Annotated in this window: 19 protein-coding genes; 11 read left to right on the top strand and 8 right to left on the bottom strand. The window is 43.1% G+C overall.

Annotation, left to right across the window (positions count from 1 at the left end; translation table 11 throughout):
• Positions 1–105: 105 nt before the first annotated feature.
• On the top strand, positions 106–1005 hold the full coding sequence (locus IGI67_RS11265; protein WP_429957750.1) for a LysR family transcriptional regulator: 900 nt from the start codon (positions 106–108) through the stop codon (positions 1003–1005).
• Positions 1006–1145: 140 nt separating this feature from the next.
• Here the strand turns inward: IGI67_RS11265 and proC are convergent, their stop codons facing one another.
• Positions 1146–1958, bottom strand: a complete 813-nt coding sequence (proC, locus tag IGI67_RS11260; protein WP_429957749.1) for a pyrroline-5-carboxylate reductase — start codon at positions 1956–1958, stop codon at positions 1146–1148.
• Positions 1959–2163: 205 nt separating this feature from the next.
• On the opposite strand from proC, the gene IGI67_RS11255 reads away from it, so the two are divergent.
• The 7 genes from IGI67_RS11255 to arr all read left to right on the top strand — a co-directional run bounded on the left by IGI67_RS11255 (position 2164) and on the right by arr (position 7871).
• Complete coding sequence (locus tag IGI67_RS11255) at positions 2164–3117, top strand: helix-turn-helix domain-containing protein (protein ID WP_429957748.1); 954 nt, start codon at positions 2164–2166, stop codon at positions 3115–3117.
• Positions 3117–3425, top strand: a complete 309-nt coding sequence (locus IGI67_RS11250; protein ID WP_207110111.1) for a hypothetical protein — start codon at positions 3117–3119, stop codon at positions 3423–3425. Before IGI67_RS11255 ends, IGI67_RS11250 begins: the two co-directional genes overlap by 1 nt.
• Positions 3426–3489: 64 nt before the next feature.
• Positions 3490–3840, top strand: a complete 351-nt coding sequence (locus IGI67_RS11245; RefSeq protein ID WP_429957747.1) for an iron chaperone — start codon at positions 3490–3492, stop codon at positions 3838–3840.
• The gene (locus IGI67_RS11240; RefSeq protein ID WP_429957746.1) at positions 3833–4198 is read left to right on the top strand and encodes a VOC family protein; all 366 of its coding nucleotides are present in this window, start codon (positions 3833–3835) and stop codon (positions 4196–4198) included. The genes IGI67_RS11245 and IGI67_RS11240 overlap by 8 nt, the downstream gene beginning before the upstream one ends.
• 533 nt (positions 4199–4731) lie before the next feature.
• Complete coding sequence (locus IGI67_RS11235; protein ID WP_207110118.1) at positions 4732–5622, top strand: sulfite exporter TauE/SafE family protein; 891 nt, start codon at positions 4732–4734, stop codon at positions 5620–5622.
• A 220-nt stretch (positions 5623–5842) separates the two neighbouring features.
• Positions 5843–7393, top strand: a complete 1551-nt coding sequence (locus IGI67_RS11230) for a WD40/YVTN/BNR-like repeat-containing protein (RefSeq protein ID WP_429957745.1) — start codon at positions 5843–5845, stop codon at positions 7391–7393.
• 67 nt (positions 7394–7460) lie between these two features.
• On the top strand, positions 7461–7871 hold the full coding sequence (gene arr / locus IGI67_RS11225) for an NAD(+)--rifampin ADP-ribosyltransferase (RefSeq protein WP_429957744.1): 411 nt from the start codon (positions 7461–7463) through the stop codon (positions 7869–7871).
• A 125-nt stretch (positions 7872–7996) separates the two neighbouring features.
• Here the strand turns inward: arr and IGI67_RS11220 are convergent, their stop codons facing one another.
• From IGI67_RS11220 to IGI67_RS11195, 6 genes are all read right to left on the bottom strand, one after another.
• Entirely contained in the window at positions 7997–8962 is a 966-nt protein-coding gene (locus IGI67_RS11220; RefSeq protein WP_429957743.1) for a siderophore ABC transporter substrate-binding protein, read from the bottom strand.
• 61 nt (positions 8963–9023) lie between these two features.
• Positions 9024–9782, bottom strand: coding sequence for an ABC transporter ATP-binding protein (locus IGI67_RS11215; RefSeq protein WP_429957742.1), 759 nt, complete (start codon positions 9780–9782; stop codon positions 9024–9026).
• A complete protein-coding gene (locus IGI67_RS11210) occupies positions 9779–10747 on the bottom strand; it encodes an iron chelate uptake ABC transporter family permease subunit (RefSeq protein WP_429957741.1) in 969 nt (322 codons plus the stop codon). The genes IGI67_RS11215 and IGI67_RS11210 overlap by 4 nt, the downstream gene beginning before the upstream one ends.
• Positions 10744–11730: an ABC transporter permease gene (locus tag IGI67_RS11205; RefSeq protein WP_429957740.1), complete on the bottom strand. Its 987-nt coding sequence runs from the start codon at positions 11728–11730 to the stop codon at positions 10744–10746. Before IGI67_RS11205 ends, IGI67_RS11210 begins: the two co-directional genes overlap by 4 nt.
• 238 nt (positions 11731–11968) lie before the next feature.
• Complete coding sequence (locus IGI67_RS11200) at positions 11969–12133, bottom strand: DUF4177 domain-containing protein (protein ID WP_429957739.1); 165 nt, start codon at positions 12131–12133, stop codon at positions 11969–11971.
• A 179-nt stretch (positions 12134–12312) separates the two neighbouring features.
• The gene (locus IGI67_RS11195; protein ID WP_429957738.1) at positions 12313–12678 is read right to left on the bottom strand and encodes a MerR family transcriptional regulator; all 366 of its coding nucleotides are present in this window, start codon (positions 12676–12678) and stop codon (positions 12313–12315) included.
• Positions 12679–12775: 97 nt separating this feature from the next.
• Here IGI67_RS11195 and IGI67_RS11190 point away from each other — a divergent pair, with 97 nt between their 5' ends.
• The 3 genes from IGI67_RS11190 (at position 12776) to IGI67_RS11180 (ending at position 15707) form a co-directional block, all read left to right on the top strand.
• A complete protein-coding gene (locus IGI67_RS11190; protein ID WP_429957737.1) occupies positions 12776–13153 on the top strand; it encodes a carboxymuconolactone decarboxylase family protein in 378 nt (125 codons plus the stop codon).
• Between the two features lie 96 nt (positions 13154–13249).
• Entirely contained in the window at positions 13250–14017 is a 768-nt protein-coding gene (locus tag IGI67_RS11185; RefSeq protein WP_207109865.1) for an SDR family NAD(P)-dependent oxidoreductase, read from the top strand.
• A gap of 145 nt (positions 14018–14162) precedes the next feature.
• Entirely contained in the window at positions 14163–15707 is a 1545-nt protein-coding gene (locus IGI67_RS11180; RefSeq protein ID WP_429957736.1) for a zinc ribbon domain-containing protein, read from the top strand.
• Positions 15708–15740: 33 nt separating this feature from the next.
• On the opposite strand, the gene IGI67_RS11175 is transcribed toward IGI67_RS11180, so the two are convergent.
• Positions 15741–16739, bottom strand: a complete 999-nt coding sequence (locus IGI67_RS11175) for a thermonuclease family protein (RefSeq protein ID WP_429957735.1) — start codon at positions 16737–16739, stop codon at positions 15741–15743.
• Between the last annotated feature and the right edge of the window lie 347 nt (positions 16740–17086).

Below are 17086 nucleotides of genomic sequence, written 5' to 3'. Positions count from 1 at the left end.
AAATTTTTAGCAAGGTATTAATTTTTTTTATAGAGGATTGCTTTGACATTTCGCAAAAGCCTGCCTATCCTAAGAGCATGAGGAAAGAAACGCAGGAGGGGAAACATGGATATAAAGCATCTTCGTTATTTTATATCAATTGTGAATAACGATTTTAATTTGAGCCGAACCGCCCAGAATCTCTATATTTCACAGCCAACTCTGAGTATTATGATCAATGATTTCGAAAGTCGTGAAGGAACGAGTTTGTTTAAACGGAACAATGGAAAGATCGTCGGTCTGACTTATATTGGTGAAAAGTATTATGCTGATGCTCAAGAGGTTATAAAAAAATATAATGAAATGCAGATGAATCTTCATGAAGCGGCCGATACGATGGCTGGCAGTATCACGATTGGTATCCCGCCGTTAATATTGTCTCTTATTTTTTCGACCATTATGCCGAAATTGATTTTAGACAATCCTACGATCAATTTTACGCTTAAAGAACAGGGCGCCCATCGTCTAAAAGGGGAGCTGCTTTTAGAAACGGTCGATATTGCTGTTTTACTTTCACCGGAAGGCATTTCTCAGAATATCATTGATTCATTTGAGATTCAGAGCTCGGAGCTGTCTGTATTTCTGTCGCCTAAGCATCATCTGGCAGAAAAGAAACGAATCGATTGGAAAGATTTGCACAATGAGAAAATCGCACTGTTTGATGAGAGCTTCATGATCCATCATTTATTCAAGGATGCTTGCGAGCGTAAGAACGTGTATACGAACATTATTTTGAAATCCAGCTCCTGGGATTTTCTGCTGAACTCAGTAAAAATCAATGAAGAGCTGCTGACGATTTTGCCATTGCCGATGGCGGATCAATATGCGTCGGATGATTTTGTTGCGCGCCAGATGAATGAGCCGATTGTCTGGAAGGTCATGATCTGCCGGCTGAAGAAAAACAATTATACAAATACTGAAAATTACATTTACGATACATTGATAAAGTTGTTTCAAGCGAAATAAAGATGCAGCAAAAAGGACTTGGCGAAATCATCTGCCAAGTCCTTTTATAGAATTTTTTAAGATAGGCGCAGTATGTCAAACGACTATTTCCGCAATCAGCGGAACCGCTGAAGGCGTTCGAAAAAACGTTCTTATCAGTGCTATTTTTTCCCTAGTTCCTCGTCTTTACGGATCGTTGCATCGATTCCTTTAATAACGGTTGAGATAAAGGCGTTGTCTTCTAATTCCACGATCCCAGCGACAGTTGTTCCTCCTGGAGAGCTTACTCGATCGATCAGTGTCCATGGATTTTCCTTGCTGTGAGCCAAGGTTTCCGCACTGCCTAAAACTGCCTGTGTCGCCATTTCTAGCGCGATGTCCTTCGGCAGCCCATTCTTCACTGCCGCACGAGCGATTGAGTCGATGAACAAGAAGGTATAAGCCGGCGAGCTTCCAGCGATGGCTGTGAAGATCGAGAAGTATTTTTCTTCTAGCGGCCAAGCTTTGCCGACTGCGTTAAACAGATCGATAATCGTTGTGACATCTTCTTCTGCAGCGCTCGCATTTCCGCAAACAGCCGCCGCACCTTCGCCAACCATCGCATTCATATTCGGCATTACTCGAACGATTCGGATCGGCTGATCTGTTTCGAATACATCATAGATCGCTTCGGTACTTGTTCCAGCGGCGATTGAGACGATCAATGGATCATTTTGCAGAATCGCGTCCTTTGCCTCCAGTAATACGCCCTTAATGACATTCGGCTTGACTGCCAAGACTAAGGTATCGACCGTTTTGATAACTTCCTGCGGATCATTTACCGCATGTGCACCAATTTTTTTCGCGAAAGCTTGGACTTTTTCTGTTGAGATATCATACAAGTAAATGTCCTCTGGTTGGCTGAACCCTTTTTGGACAATGCCTTCAACAATTGCAGATGCCATATTGCCGGCACCGATAAAACCGATTTTCATAGTAAATTCTCCTTTTTTTGGCTATTGTATTGAGCAAATTCACGCATGCGTATTCATCCGATTTGTGGAACTTGCAAAGTGTTTGAATCAAATGTCTAAAATTCATAAACATGGTACAATCAATAAAGAAATTATATGCCTATCGATACATATTGAAAATAGTGTAGATAAAGAAGAAAGTGTTTGATTCTAAGGTGGTGGGTAAATGGATGTAACAGCAACGGAGTATAACAGCTTTTATCAATTTTTGGCAACCTTGGATTGCTACTTAGGCGATGATGGTCAAATGATTGGCGAGGTCCAGCGTTTTGCTGCAAATGCGCGGCGAGAAATTGCGGCTTTCGTGACGAAGGAAACAAGGGATCAGATCGCGGTTCCGGCCGATTTTATTCGAATGCTGTATGTGATGAAGGGAACAGTGGCTGTTCAGATCAACGATGTAAAAAAGGAGCTGAACGCGGGCGGATTGATCATAGTCAATGGAGCAACACCGCTTACCTATTGTGGGGATTTAGAGACGGAAGTGATCGCCTTTTATTTTAAATCGAGCTATTTTACAGAATCGCTGCTGGGCCAATTTTTTGAAGAGCCGCTGCTGTATCGTTTCTTTGTGGAGGCTTTGAGTAATGAGTTTGCTAGTATCCCGCGCTTTTTGGTCTATGATTTTGCGGAGGAGACCGATGTGCATTTTTACGCCCTGCTTTTACTAAAGCAAGTAGTTAAAATGGCGTACTTCAACAATAAAGTGACAAAATCGGCCTTTGTCCTGTTGATTGTCGAGATTAGCCAGGGCAAGGCCGAGCGGTTGATTGCCAAGGACAGATTTATCTCCAATGGACAGCTGACGGAAGAGCTATTGGCGTATATCGATGCTCGTTTGGAGCAGGTGACGCTAGAGGAGGTCGCACAAAAATTTCATTTTCACCCGAATTATTTATCGAGTTTATTGAAGGAAAAGACGGGGCAGTCATTTACGGAAATCGTCTTATTAAGAAGAATTGAGCGCTGTAAAAGCTATCTGGAACAAACGGATCTGACAATCCAAACAATCGTGGAGCGCTTAGGCTATAAAGACAAGGCCTTTTTCTATAAACGGTTTAAGCAGATCGAAGGAATCACACCGCGTCAGTATCGAAAAATGCGAGAGGAGGAAAAATAATGTATGAAGATATTTTTGCCGAGGTTCAATTGACCGTCGTTGAGCAGCCGATCGAGTGGGTGAATGAGCGCCCTCTTTATCGAGGACACATCAAGGAATTGCCTTTTATTACTGGCGCAGGTCCTTCAAAGAAAGAGCTGTATCGCCAATTGGCGGAGCAGTATCAGGAATACGCGGCATTGAATCAAGTCGAGGATAAGGATGAAGAGATGACCTCTTCGTTATTAACAGCGGATCAATTATTGAAGTATTACGATGGTGAGACCTTTGACGGCTTTTCTTTGGGGGATTTGCTGAAGGACGATTAGAGCAAGTTTGTATACCTTTTCAATGATTTCCGCTAGACTAAAAAGAAAAAAAGGGCGTGAAGCGATGTCACCGATTGAAGAATACATTCACGCTGCTGAAACGGATCAGCAGCCGATGCTTCAAGAAATCTATCAACTGATCAAAGAAATAGTCCCAGAGGAAACCACTGAAAAAATTTCTTACGGAATGCCAACGTTTTATTTAACAGAGAATTTAGTTCACTTTGGCGCGATGAAAAAGCATTTGGGATTTTATCCGACACCAAGTGCGATGACTGCCTTTGAAGAACGACTGAAGGATTACAAAACCTCAAAAGGGGCATTGCAGATTCCTTATAAACAAGAATTGCCATCAGAGCTGATTACAGAGATGGTGCGTTTTCGTCTGAAGGAAGTGGTGGAGAAAAATGCTTAATGGAATCGAAATCATGTTGTACGTCAAGGATGTGGCCGGTTCAGCGGCCTTCTGGCAAGAAGGAGTGGGCGGGAAGATCACCTCGCAGCAGCCAATGCCGGATGGCTCCCTGCAAATCACGCTAGAGTTGTTTGAATCAGTGGAGCTGGTTCTGTTTGATCGCCAATTTATTGAAAAAGTTTCTCCCGAAGTCGTGGACAATTTTCCTTCGTTACTAATGAAGGTGTCGGACCTTGATGCCTGCCACGATCGCCTGCAAAAGCTTAGTCCTAAGGTAAATCCCATTATGGAGCAAGGTGGGAAACGGCTGTTCAATTTTGCCGATCCGGAAAATAATTATTTTGTGTTGAGTGAATGACCTTCAAGAAATTGAAGGTCATTTTTTTGTCAGTCACGCTTTTTGCAGCCCCTAAGGAGAGAACGTGCATTACTAGTGTGAAACTAATTTATGCTCAATAAGTTTAGCGTGATGATATGCGTACGAAAATACATTCATTTTTCGATTTTTTGAAAAATGATTTCTTTAGGAAGAGTTAGCTGTCAGTCACGCTTTTTGCAGTCCCTAAGAAGAGAACGTGCATTACTAGTGTGAAGCTAATTTATGCTCAATAAGTTTAGCGTGATGATATGCGTACGAAAATACAATCATTTTTCGTTTTTTTTGAAAAATGATTCCTCTAGTAAGAGTTAGCTGTCAGTCACGCTTTTTGCAGTATGACTTCTCTAGGAAATGTTGTTTTTCTCTTATCTGAACTCATGGAATCCTTTAAGATTTCTTGGACGACTATCATCAAACTGTTAGTTGATTTAAGTCAAAATCCTTGTGAATTGTTGTATTATCTTAAGAGGAAAAAGAGCTTTCATTGATTATTTTATTTAGAGGAGAGAATGATGGTACAAATTTTGTTGGGACTGTTAGGTGTCCTATTGGTTTATTATCTTTTTTATTTTATTCGCGATTTGATCGCAGAGCGCGGAAACTGGGGCGGCGGAAACATCTTTGTTTCTGGTGTGATCGGCTTTATTACCGACGCGATGGATACCTTGGGGATCGGCAGCTTTGCACCGACGACCATGCTTTTGGAAACGACGAAGCAATTAGACAATGATCGGCAACTGCCAGGAACGTTAAATGTTTCTCATACGGTTCCGGTAATTATTGAAGCGTTCATTTTTATTACAGTAGTAAAAGTGGCACCGTTGACTTTATTTTCATTAGTTATCGCAGCGATCGTCGGTTCTTATGTCGGCTCAAAAACCGTTAGTAAGCTTCCTGAAAAAAAGGTGCAGTTTTATATGGGCATCGCGTTGATCATCACTGCGGCATTGATGGCGTTAAAACAATTAGGTTTGCTTGATTTATTAGGAACGGGCAATCATTTGACCAGTTTGACCGGAGTGAAATTAGTGATCGGTATTGTTGGGAACTTCATCTTGGGCGCATTGATGACGATCGGTGTTGGCTTGTATGCTCCGTGTATGGCGATGGTTTACATGCTGGGTTTGAGCCCACTAGTCGCTTTTCCCATCATGATGGCTTCTTGCGCAGGGCTAATGCCTGTTGCCGGCACAAACTTTATTAAATCAGGTGATTACTCCCGTAAAGTCAGTCTGGGAATTACGATCGGCGGAATCATCGGAGTGATTATCGCGACGCGTTTTGTTACCGGATTGAATATGACCGTATTAACCTGGATCGTGATCGTCGTTGTTCTTTATTCAGGTTTCACTTACATCCGTAAGGGAATGCATGAATTTGCCGGCAATTTGAAAAAGTCTTAGAGAAATCTCTAAGGCTTTTTTTTTTGATCATACGAAAGGTATTAGTTATAAAAACAAAATCCTTTTTCGGTCCGTTCAGTAGCGAAATTATTGCTTGCAGCTATTGCTGAATGATTAGGTTTTCGTCGGAATTCTTTACAAACTTTTAGAGAAAATTCTCTGTTCAACCGCCAGCTTCTGACAGATAATAGACGAAACAAGTTAACTGATAGGAGAAATTATGGATCAGGAATCATTAATCATCGACTTGCTGTCTGCGGGAGAACCAATTTATCGGCGTGTACGAAAAAATCGCCAAAAGAATCTGATTTCGGCTTTTCTGTTTCTAATTGGTGCATCGGTCCTGTTTTTCGGTATTGGAAGTTTTGTTTATCAGTATTTGGGGATGCGTGTACATTCGATTGATCGCGGCTACTGGCTGCGGGGCTTTTATCATTTTTCACTAGTGCTGGGAGGAATCAGTGCAGCGGCGACCGTCGTCTTCTTCCTGGTGAATGTGATTCAAGAAATCAGACTACGGCAGTCGTTTCAACGTTTTCTGGAGCGCTATGTAAAAGAAGCAGCGAAGTACCCGGTGGTTTATCAGGACCGCGAGGCCTATTATTTAGCAGAAGGCGATCGAAAGCCAACGCTGCGCTTGGCAAAGGCTGATTGTATCGAGTTAACCACTACTTTTGATGATGCGGTCATTTATTTAGGCAACCGTCAGGAGCTATGGGGCTTTTCATCAATTCAATTGTTCGTTTTAAATGGGAAACCGTCCTTGCTGCCGGCAACTTTTCCAAAAGCTAAGGGAGTCAATCAGAAGTGGCTATTACTGATAATCAGCTTCATCTTTGTTAGTGGGGCCGGCGTGTTTACTTATTATGGAGTTACGCGCTATCAAAATCTTTACAGCGCTGAGCCGTCAAGGTCGACCGCTTCAAGTGCAGCAGCGCCCTTGACGAGCAACGAGCTGCTGACGCAGCAGGGAACGGCGCCGACTAAAAAAGTGAATCAGATGAATCAACTGGATTTGAATGAACAGACGCGGGAGCTTTATTTAACGACAAATGGCGGGACAGACTGGTCTTTTGTACCGCTGAAGCCTGAATGGCTGCGCACAGGCAGCTATCTGCTGACTAGTGGTGAGATTCCGCTGGGGTATTGGATGGACAAGACGTACGATGTTTCAAAGGCGTTCTCCTGGTTTATTTATTCGGAGAACGAAAAGGAGCTGTTTTTCTTATTCTCGAGTGATAATGGACAGACGTGGAAAAAAGCACTTGTGTCTGAAGCCGCGCAACGAATTCGTTATCGCAAGGCTCAGTTTTTCGCTGATGGCAGCGGCATCTTGGTTTATTCCAACATATCACCAGAGGTATCTTCAGAGGGCTTGGAGATCTACCAGACGAATGATCAAGGGCAGACGTGGTCTAGGAGCAATGGTACGACAATCAATCAGCCTGTACAAAATGTCAGCTTTGTTAATCCTGCTTTAGGATTTGTCTCCACACGGGAAAAGCTGTATTACACCAACAATAGCGGCAGCTCCTTCAAAGAAGCGGTAGTGACGATCCCAGCGGATTATCAAACCGGCGGATTGGATCTTTTCCAATCACCTAACGAAGTGACTCAAGTCAGTACCCATCAGCTGGAGACCAAATTCTATTTGTTGAAAACGAACGGGATTGATCAGGGAAAAATGTTTGCCTGTTTGTATCGTTCCTCCGATAATGGCGAAACGTGGCAATTTGCTGAACAGCTGTCGCAGGTGCAGCTGACTGATTAAGTTTACAGCTGCTAATTTTCCTGCTATACTGCTCGGTTACAGAAAAAATAGTGATGGAGTTGATTCGATGAATGATGTATTGGATAAAGGGCCGTTCTATCATGGGACAAAAGCTGATTTGAAGGTAGGCGACCTGCTTGAGGCAGGCAAACGCTCCAACTACGGCAAACAGGAAAAAGCCAATTTTGTCTATTTCTCAGCGACAATGGACGCGGCGATCTGGGGTGCAGAGCTGGCGTTAGGAGATGCGCCGCAGCGGATCTATCAAGTAGAACCGACGGGTGAATTTGAGAATGATCCCAATTTGACAGATAAGAAATTTCCCGGCAATCCAACCCGATCTTACCGGACCCAACAGCCCTTGAAAGTCGTCGGTGAAGTGACGGAATGGACAGGTCATTCGGCGGAACAGCTGCAAACAATGCTGGAGCATGTGGAAAAAATGAAGCAGCAGGGAATAGAAGCAATCAATGAATAGGCACATTCGGGACACTTTCTCAATCATGAAAAAGATGTGTACTGCTGCTGGCTAAGACGGTCTGGAGAAAACCTTTAAAGAGCGGAATAAAGAAGCCTTGATCGATTCAATCAAGGCTTTTTGTCCTATTCGAAGGCTTTATTCACATCTTCCAGCATCATCTTAGTCGATTCCAGCCCGCCGCCGCTAAGGTACCAAACATCGGGTTGGAGTGAGAGAACCTTTTTGTCTTTGCCGGCAGTTGTTTGGGCAACTAGCTGGTTGTCGGCAACAGCATTGTTGCTGTCATCGCCGCCGATTGCCTTTGTCCGATCGACGACAAAGAGGATTTCTGGATTTTTATCTAGGACATATTCATATGAGACACTTTGACCATGAGTAGAGGCTTTGATGGTATCATCTGCTTCTGCAAAGCCGAAGGTGTCATAAACGATTCCAAAACGTGAGCCTTTCCCATAGGCTGATAATTGACCTTCGTTAACGAGAACAGTCAAGGCTTTGTCTTTACTTGCTTCCGCTTTTGCTTTGGTTTCCTTGATACTGGTTTCCAGTGCGGCTAATTGTTTTTTGGCTGCTTTTTCTTTGCCGAAGATTTGTCCTAAGGTTTCAACATTTTGTTTGATGGAATTCCACGTATCGGAGGTATCGACAGCTAAATACATCGTTGGAGCGATGGCTTTCAGCTGATCAAGAAAGTCGCTTTGACGACCAGAAATAATGATCAGCTCCGGCTTCATTTGATTGATTTTTTCCAAATCCGGCTCCTTGATCCCGCCTGCGGACTCTAGCTTTTTATAGTCCTTCAAATAAGCAGGCAGGTTATCCGTTGCCGCCCCTACGATTTTATCGCCTACACCTAAAGCATCCAAGGTATCTAAAGAACCATTATCGAAAACCACGACCTTGTTAGGATTTTTTGGCACAGTCACCTTTCCGTTTGAGTCATTTACCTCGATTGTCTCGTCTTTGACAGTGCTGTTTGCTGCCGCTTTGTCTGTTGAATCGCTGCTTCCTTCATTAGTCGTCGAGCCGCAGCCGACCAAGCCTAAACCAAGCAATACCATAGATAGTCCAACAATATATTTTTTCATTTCTGTTTCCTCCTAATTTATAATAAAAGCACTCATTTTTAAATGAGTCTGAATCCCATTTTTAGTTGAAATACATGCAAAATCGTTTGCCGTCCAGCTCACAGATTTTGATTTCCATTTCGTACAACGCATTTAAAATGTGGGGCTGGATCATCTCATTCGTCGTTCCGTGAGCAAAGATTTCTCCAGCCTTCATTGCAACGATCTCATCGGCATAGGTCGCCGCAAAATTGATATCGTGAATGACCAGCAGAATTGTTTTGTGCTCCTCTTCCACTAAGCGCCGCAAAGTTTTCATCAGCTGTACCGCATGATTCATGTCTAAATTGTTCAAGGGCTCGTCTAATAGAATATATTCAGTATCCTGCGCCAAGATCATAGCAATATACGCACGCTGCAATTGGCCGCCGGACAAAGTATCAATCCGATCCTCCGCCATTTCGACTAGCCCCAGCTTTTCTAACGCATAATCGATCATGTCTTGATCTTTCGCCGTCAAACGGCCTTTCGAATAAGGAAAGCGGCCGAAGCTTACGAGCTCACGGACAGTGATTCGCAAGTTCACACCATTGCTTTGCTTCAGGATCGACAGCTTCTTTGCCAGTTCATTAGAGCCCCACGCTTTGACCTCATTGTGATCAAGGTAAATTTGCCCGGCATCGATCGTGATCAAGCGGCTGATCATCGACAGCAAGGTACTTTTGCCTGCTCCGTTTGGTCCGATAAAAGCGGTCAGCTGCCCATTTTTAATGGGTAAGCATACCTCAGAAATGACTTTTTTCGCCCCATAGTTCTTTGATACTTCTTTCAAATCGATCATCGCTGCTGTCTCCTTTCATAAATGATTTTCCAGATAAAGTACAGGCAGCCGACAAATTGTGTCACGACGCTGACCGTTGTTTTTAAGTGAAATACTTGCTCGACTAAAAATTGGCTGCCGACCAAAAAGATGATTCCGAGTAACACGGCAGTTAAAAAGAGATAGCTGTGGCGATAGGTCGGCATCAGCTGGTAACTGATATTTGCGACAATGAAGCCTAAAAACGTGATCGGGCCGACTAGTGCGGTAGCTGTTCCAGTCAAAAGGCTCACTAGGAATAAGACCATGATCTGAAATCGATTTAGTGAGATTCCTAAGTTCGTCGCTTGATCGCTGCCTAAATGCAGGACATCTAGATAATGATTGGCAGCGAATAAACTGAATGAACCCAGCAGAATAATCACGGCTGCTAAGCCTAAATGAGTGGTATTGATATTTCCAAAGCTGGCAAAAAGCCGCCCCTGCAGCAGATCATACTCATTAGGGTCCATCATTACTTGCAGGAAATTACTGGTGCTGCTGAATAGGGTACCCAGAATCATTCCTAGCATTAACAAAATAAATAAATCGTTTTGCTGGCGCTTCAACAGAACCTTGGCCAGCAGCAGACTCAACAGCGCCATCAAAAGAATACTGATTAAAAAGGTGGAGGTTTGTTCCTGTGACAGCATGTTGACACCACCAACGATAAAAAACAGCAGGGTCTGGATCAACACGTATAAGGAATCCAGGCCTAGAATATTCGGCGTTAAAAACTGATTTTGGGTCAGTGTCTGAAAACTGATTGTCGCCATTCCCGTTGCCAGTGCCACCAGTAAAAAGGCTGCAACCTTTTTTCCCCGCAGCATCCAAGCAAACTGGAAATTTCCATATGTATTATAGGTCAAGTACAGTCCACATAAGAGCAGTGCTATGATCGTGAGAACGACTAGCAGCAGCGCTTTTTTTGGCCGAGAAAATTTCATACCCGTTTCCTCCTAACCAATAAGTAAATAAAAATCACGCTGCCTAAAATACCTACCGTCAAGCTGACCGGTACCTCATAAGGTGCGATCACGATGCGTGAAATAATATCGCAGGCCATTAGAAACACACTGCCGCTGATGGCGGTGATCCATAGATTTTGTTTGACGTGGTCGCCATAGATCAGCGAGACAATATTGGGAACGATCACCCCTAAAAAGGGCACGGTGCCAACCATGATCAAAACCAATCCGCTGGCAGCAGCCACCAGACCGATCCCCAGCGTCTGAGTCAAACGATAGTTGACTCCCAGATTGACCGCGACATCTTCTCCTAGGCCTACGATTGTGAAGTAGTAGGCAAATAAGTAAATAATAAAAAATAGCGGAATTGTCAGGTAGAGCAGCTCATAGCTTCCCTTAGCTACTAATGAAAAATTACCCTGCAGCCAAGAAGACATGTTTTGGATCAATTGGAACTGATAAGCAAAGAACGTGGCGATTGCACCGACAATATTACCAAACATCACACCAAGCAGGGGGAGAAAAATCGGATCCTTTGTTGGCAGCAGACGACTTAGACTTAAAAAGAGCATGGTTCCTAAAAAAGCGAAGACAAATGCTGAAAAGGTCCGAACCATGGTGGAGGCATTAGGCAAAAAGAGCATTACGAGCAAAATCCCCAGGCGAGCGCTGTCCATCGTTCCAGCAGTTGTTGGTGAAACAAATTTATTTTGTGTCAGATGCTGCATGATCAAACCGCAGATACTCATCGTTGCACCTGCCAGAATTAAGCTGACTGTCCGCGGTACACGAGTGGTGGCGAGTATCAGCCACTGTTCCGGATCGCCATGGAATAAAGCCTGCAGCATCAAATCTTTTACTCCGATAAAAATAGAGAGAGCGCTTAACAATAATAGAACAAGCACGATTCCTTTTTTTCTCAAAGACTCACCCTCCCGCAAATAAATGATAATGATTCTCATTCTCTCTGTTTATAAAGTTTAGGTGAAAAACAAAACAAAAGCAAGTTATTTTTAAATGATTTTTTGGCTATGGAGGACGCTATTCCGTATGAGCAATTATTCTTTGACCTGCTATAGTGGGGATCTTGTTGAAAAGGTTGTCCGTGGAATTTCCTTTAAAGAGATTGTGTAGAATTGCATTTATTTGCAGACTAAAAAGGACTGGGAAGAAACTCCCAGTCCTTTAGATAACGGTCGATTATTGTTCTTTTCTGAATGTCACGAGAATCGCGCTTCTAGTCGCGGTAACATTTGGCATATATGAATGAGTCACGAATTCCCAGCCTTCATTTGCGCGGCTGTTGATCAAATCATCCAAACGCTCCAAATCCTCTCTGTTGGCGCTATCCTTAAACCACTTCACGGATGTTTCTAATACGTCGCTTTTGTAAGTTCACATACCCTATCTCCTCCTTTTTTTACCTATTATAGGATATTGAACAGGCTGAGGATAAAAATAGAAAGTATTGTTTCAACAAAAGCAGGGGAGGCCTTATTGAACGGCTGCTATTGAGCAAAAAGGAAACTATTGTTTCAAGCCGATTAGCTTCTTCTGTCGACCAGCATTTTTTTATAAGTCTCCTGTTTGTTTTCCAAGAAAAAGAGATGGTCGTCAATCTTTCTTTTTTCCGCTAACAGCCGGTTTCTTTGCGCGGCTAAAAGCTTCATGCGCTTTTCAATGGTCTGATCGCCTTGACTTCTCAGCTTTGAATACTTCTTGATTGTTTCCAGATCCATACCGGTCTGTTTTAAGCGATGGATGAAACGCAGCCAATCAATGTCTGCTTCACTGTACTCACGGTAGCCGTTTTTGTTTTTAGCCGGAGTACTGATCCCTAATTCTTCATAGTATCGCAGGGTCGGGATACTAAAGCCGATCATTTTGGAAACTTCGCTGATTTTATACATCTAGATTCTCCTCTGCTACATTTTTTATCAAAGCTTCTTGCTATAAAGTCAACTTGATAGTTTATAGTACTTTAACATAAAGGAGGCAGAGACTGCTATGAGTGATAAGAGATTGGAACAAGGGATCAGGAATTTACAAGAGATTGATGGTGAAGCAGGGGAGCGGGTGATTCATAGTCTCGAGGCTATTGCTCCGGATGTTGGCCGTTATATTTTGGAATTTGCTTTTGGGGATATATATAATAATCCCGTTTTGTCCTTCAGGGAGCGGGAAATCATCACGATCACCAGCTTACTGACTCAGGGCGATACGAATGCGCAATTAGTCGTTCATATTAACGGCTCGCTAAATGTTGGACTTACGGAGGAAGAGATCATAGAGGTATTTACCCACTGTATTCCCTATGTGGGTTTTCCCAAAGTTTTAAACGCGATTACGGTAGCTAAAGGTGTTTTTAACGATAGAAGAGCCTAGCTATTTTACACAAGCTATTGACATCACCCTACTATCTTAGGTAACGTTAGTATAGCAACGTTGTATGCGTTATCAAAAAAGAAGGAGTGATGTTCTATGTTTGATTTAAATGGAAAAGTAGCGGTAGTAACAGGTGCCAGCAGCGGGCTGGGTCGCGATGCCGCGATCGCTTATGCAAAAGCCGGTGCGGATGTGGTTTTGTTGGCTAGACGTTTGGAACGGTTAGAAGAAGTAGCCGCAGAAATCAAGGAGATAGGCCGTGATGTCTTAGCGATCAAAATGGATGTTACGGATGAAGCGAATGTCAAAGACGGAATCCAACAGGCATATGATCATTTCGGACATTTGGACATTTTACTAAACAATGCAGGAATCGCGGTGCGCGGCGGTGTGGATTCCTTAACGGTGGAAGACTTCGATAAATCCATGGATGTCAACGTAAAGGGCATCTTCCTAGTGAGTAAATACGTAGTAAAACATATGATAGATAACAACTATGGAAGAATCGTCAACGTCGCATCGATCAACGCAGTGATGGCTGATAAGGAGGATGTGTTTATCCGTCATTCATACAATGCCAGCAAAGCAGCGGTTCTCGGATTGACCAAGGGGATGGCAGCCAGCTATGGGAAATACAATATTACGACTAATGCGATCGGGCCGGGCTTGTTTGAATCTGAGATGACAGAGGATACGCTGTTTAAATCAGAAGACTTCTTAAACTTATATCAAGGCTTGAATCCAATGAGCCGTCCAGGCAAACGTGGGGAATTGAATGGAACGATCCTTTACTTCTCAAGCGATGCTTCCAGCTATACGAATGGTCAGTTCATCATCATTGATGGCGGTATGTCGATCGTTTAATTGAAAAGCGCAAGACACTTTCTCAATCCGAGAGAGTGTCTTTTTTTTAAATAATATCCTTTTTTATTGTTATATTTGCTACAATCATAGGTGATAAAGACTTATAAATCAGTACTGAAAGACTGATAGAACAGGAAGGATATCCATGAAAAATTGTTCCAATTGTGGTCATGAAAATGTCTCAGAGGCGCGCTTTTGTGAAGAATGCGGGCAGCCATTTACTGCAGCTGCTTCAGTAAAGCCAGAAGTGATGGCAGAAGAAGAAAAGTCGGAGGCACCGGAAGCTAAACGTTTCTGCCCAAATTGCGGCGAATCCATCCCATCGGATGCGGATTTTTGTCCGAATTGCGGGCATCAGATAAAAACCATCGTGAGACCAGCAGCTTCGCCGAAAAAACCGTTATCGAAGAAGCAGAAAATTGGCATCGGTGCAGGAGTAATGGTAGTAGTATTATTTGCCTTCGGGTTCCTATTTGGCCGATATTATTATAGCTACCCGCAGCAATTAAGCCGGCTGGAACGAATTTTCAAAACACAAGATCCCGAAAAGATAGCAGAAGTTGTCGTTTCGGAAGATCCCAACTATCAAGTATCGGCGGCCAACCTGAAAAAATTTGTCAGCTATTATCAAGAAAGCAATCATAAAGCGGATTTCGCTGATTTTTTAACGGATTTAAAAAATAATCCCGGTCAGCTAGACGATTTTTCTGTTCAGGAAAAAGGGAAGCATCTTGGCTTGTTTCCTCGTTATCAATTAGTGATTCAGCCGGTCTATCTGACCGTTACGACCGATCAAGCAGGCATGCAGTTGTCGCTGGATGGTGAAAAGCTGGCAACCTCTAAAGGGAGTAATTATCAGACGACCTGGGGGCCATTAACACCGGGCAGCTATCAAGTAGAAGGAAAATTAGATAGTGAAAAATCAGCCGCTAAGCAAGCGTTGGTTCGCTACCATAACCCTGAATTTGAAACGGACAGTCATGTCGCGATCAATCTCCATAAGATTTCCTTCAAAGTCACCTCGAATGTCGACGGCGCGCAGGTTTTACTGAATGATAAGGAAGTCGGAACCATCGAAGAGGGCCAAGCAGAGATTAAGGATGTCGTTTGGCATCAGGGGATGGAGGTTCAATTAGCATTCAAGACAGCTAGTGATCAGTTAAAAAGTGATACGTACCGAATCGCAGCGACTGAGTTTCTAGCAGACGACTACAAAGCGGACAGCTATGCTTCAGAAATTCATTTGGATTTTGACAATGTCCAATCAACAGCGGATGTTCAGATTTTCTTGGATCGTTTATACAGCGATTTGTCGAGCTATAGTTCTAAATATAGCGATTTCGGCGCATCTGAAAAGAGTGATCTAGCTGAGCATTTTGTTAACGGCGCAAGTAATGCTGATGAAAAGGATTTTGAGAAATTTATCAATGAATTTCGCACGAGCGCTAAAAAATCTCGGGTCAATGCCAAGGCAAAAGTCGAATCCGTCAGTATGACCGGCAAAGATGTCTATACTGTCCAGTACTTGATTTACTACGATACGATCTACACGGATGCTACGGACGACGTGAGCCAAGTTTTCCGTTATAAGAAGGCTACACTGAGCTATAACAAAGACGAAGCGACCTTCCAGATCGACAATCTGGGAGGCGCAGAGAACTTTGAAACTGTTGATAGCGGAGACGCATAGAAAGGGGACGCCGAGTTGGCGTCCCCTTTTGAATTAATAGCATTTGGAACAAGGTGTCAATCCGATTGCTTGGGCCTCCTCCAGAGTAGCCGGCGAATAGGTGCCATTACCGCATTTATGGGTATGGTACTTACTGCCGGTCGGAGTGACATAGACTGTTTGGCCTTGTGCAGCTTGAGCCTGTTGCTGTGCCTGTGCTTGGGCCTCAGCTTCAGCCTGAGCCGCGGCTTGTTGGGCTGCAGCCTCTTGAGCTATTCGCTCCTCTTCCGCTTTTTTAGCTGCTGCCGCTTCTTCTGCGATTCGTTTTTCTTCGGCCTTTCTAGCCGCTTCCGCTTGTTCCGCCGCTTGTTTTTCCGCGGCTTCTTTGGCCTCCTGCTCTTTTTTCAGCCGCTCTTCTTCGGCTTGCTTGGCAGCTAAGGCTTCAACGCGGGCTTTTTTGTACTCATCTGCTGTTGCTTGATCATACCCTTTGCCTGCTTGGGCATAGTTTTCAATACTCCAGATATTTCGTTTCTGTTCTTTGGCTTGCTCTTCCGCTTTTTTGATTTTATCAAGGTACTTCGTGTTCTTGCCTTTTGTACTATGAACTACAGCCAAGCCTTCACTTGTTAATGTTTCTTGGATTAATTTACCGTCGGCCCAGATATAAACCAGCTCTCGTTTTTTATTGTCGCGTTTCGAGCCTTTGTCATATTCTATTTGGATTTTTTTGGCCTTTTTCAGTAATTCTTTTGTTCGATCCTTCGCTTCTTGTGCGTAAGGATTCTCCTTTTTGAGCTCTGGTGCAGCGATCAATAAATATTTTGCAGTAACCGTTTTGCCGTTTTTCAACTTAAAGCGCGTCGTATCGCCGTCAATATATTTTTTAACCTTTACGGTGACTTTCTTGTTGGCGGTACGGGTAATTTTAACCTTTTTCTCCGTTTTGGTTTTCGCGGCTTCCACCTGATAATGCTGGGTTGGAGTGGCGAATAGAAAACTAAATAAGATTGCGAATGTTACACCAAGCTTGACCCCAATTTTTTTGTTCATTTGAACTCCTCCATCTTTCTATCCTTTAGAAATAAAGATTAATAAAAATATGTGTATCTAAATAATACTATAATTTTTCAATAAAGTTAATTAGATAATAAAAATAGTGATTTAATACTATTTTTTTAAGTATATAAGGTCCGTAATGACAAACATTTCTCCAATCCGATTATTTTATGGAAGACAAATGGATAGAGCTCCGTACGGCGGTGAAGGTGAAAGGCGACGATAAGGCGTTTGGAGAGGGCTTTATAGATGGTTTGATGTCCTTTGCTGAATAGTTATTATTCAAATCCTTTAAAAAAATTAAAAAGGTTGACCAGTTTGAAGCGCTATCATTGTTATAT

Origin of the sequence: Enterococcus sp. AZ196 (genome assembly GCF_050498845.1) — a bacterium.
Lineage (GTDB): Bacteria > Bacillota > Bacilli > Lactobacillales > Enterococcaceae > Enterococcus_A > Enterococcus_A murrayae.
This window is presented reverse-complemented; position numbering and strand designations above follow the sequence as displayed.

Bases quoted from the DNA above. Each gene is read 5' to 3' on its own strand.
- IGI67_RS11220 (WP_429957743.1), bottom strand. From the start codon at position 8,962: ATGAAAAAATATATTGTTGGACTATCTATGGTATTGCTTGGTTTAGGC.
- IGI67_RS11215 (WP_429957742.1), bottom strand. From the start codon at position 9,782: ATGATCGATTTGAAAGAAGTATCAAAGAACTATGGGGCGAAAAAAGTC.
- IGI67_RS11185 (WP_207109865.1), top strand. From the start codon at position 13,250: ATGTTTGATTTAAATGGAAAAGTAGCGGTAGTAACAGGTGCCAGCAGC.
- IGI67_RS11205 (WP_429957740.1), bottom strand. From the start codon at position 11,730: ATGAGAATCATTATCATTTATTTGCGGGAGGGTGAGTCTTTGAGAAAA.
- IGI67_RS11180 (WP_429957736.1), top strand. From the start codon at position 14,163: ATGAAAAATTGTTCCAATTGTGGTCATGAAAATGTCTCAGAGGCGCGC.
- arr (WP_429957744.1), top strand. From the start codon at position 7,461: ATGAATGATGTATTGGATAAAGGGCCGTTCTATCATGGGACAAAAGCT.
- IGI67_RS11210 (WP_429957741.1), bottom strand. From the start codon at position 10,747: ATGAAATTTTCTCGGCCAAAAAAAGCGCTGCTGCTAGTCGTTCTCACG.
- IGI67_RS11265 (WP_429957750.1), top strand. From the start codon at position 106: ATGGATATAAAGCATCTTCGTTATTTTATATCAATTGTGAATAACGAT.
- IGI67_RS11250 (WP_207110111.1), top strand. From the start codon at position 3,117: ATGTATGAAGATATTTTTGCCGAGGTTCAATTGACCGTCGTTGAGCAG.
- IGI67_RS11195 (WP_429957738.1), bottom strand. From the start codon at position 12,678: ATGTATAAAATCAGCGAAGTTTCCAAAATGATCGGCTTTAGTATCCCG.
- IGI67_RS11240 (WP_429957746.1), top strand. From the start codon at position 3,833: ATGCTTAATGGAATCGAAATCATGTTGTACGTCAAGGATGTGGCCGGT.
- IGI67_RS11230 (WP_429957745.1), top strand. From the start codon at position 5,843: ATGGATCAGGAATCATTAATCATCGACTTGCTGTCTGCGGGAGAACCA.
- IGI67_RS11245 (WP_429957747.1), top strand. From the start codon at position 3,490: ATGTCACCGATTGAAGAATACATTCACGCTGCTGAAACGGATCAGCAG.
- IGI67_RS11255 (WP_429957748.1), top strand. From the start codon at position 2,164: ATGGATGTAACAGCAACGGAGTATAACAGCTTTTATCAATTTTTGGCA.
- proC (WP_429957749.1), bottom strand. From the start codon at position 1,958: ATGAAAATCGGTTTTATCGGTGCCGGCAATATGGCATCTGCAATTGTT.
- IGI67_RS11235 (WP_207110118.1), top strand. From the start codon at position 4,732: ATGGTACAAATTTTGTTGGGACTGTTAGGTGTCCTATTGGTTTATTAT.
- IGI67_RS11190 (WP_429957737.1), top strand. From the start codon at position 12,776: ATGAGTGATAAGAGATTGGAACAAGGGATCAGGAATTTACAAGAGATT.
- IGI67_RS11175 (WP_429957735.1), bottom strand. From the start codon at position 16,739: ATGAACAAAAAAATTGGGGTCAAGCTTGGTGTAACATTCGCAATCTTA.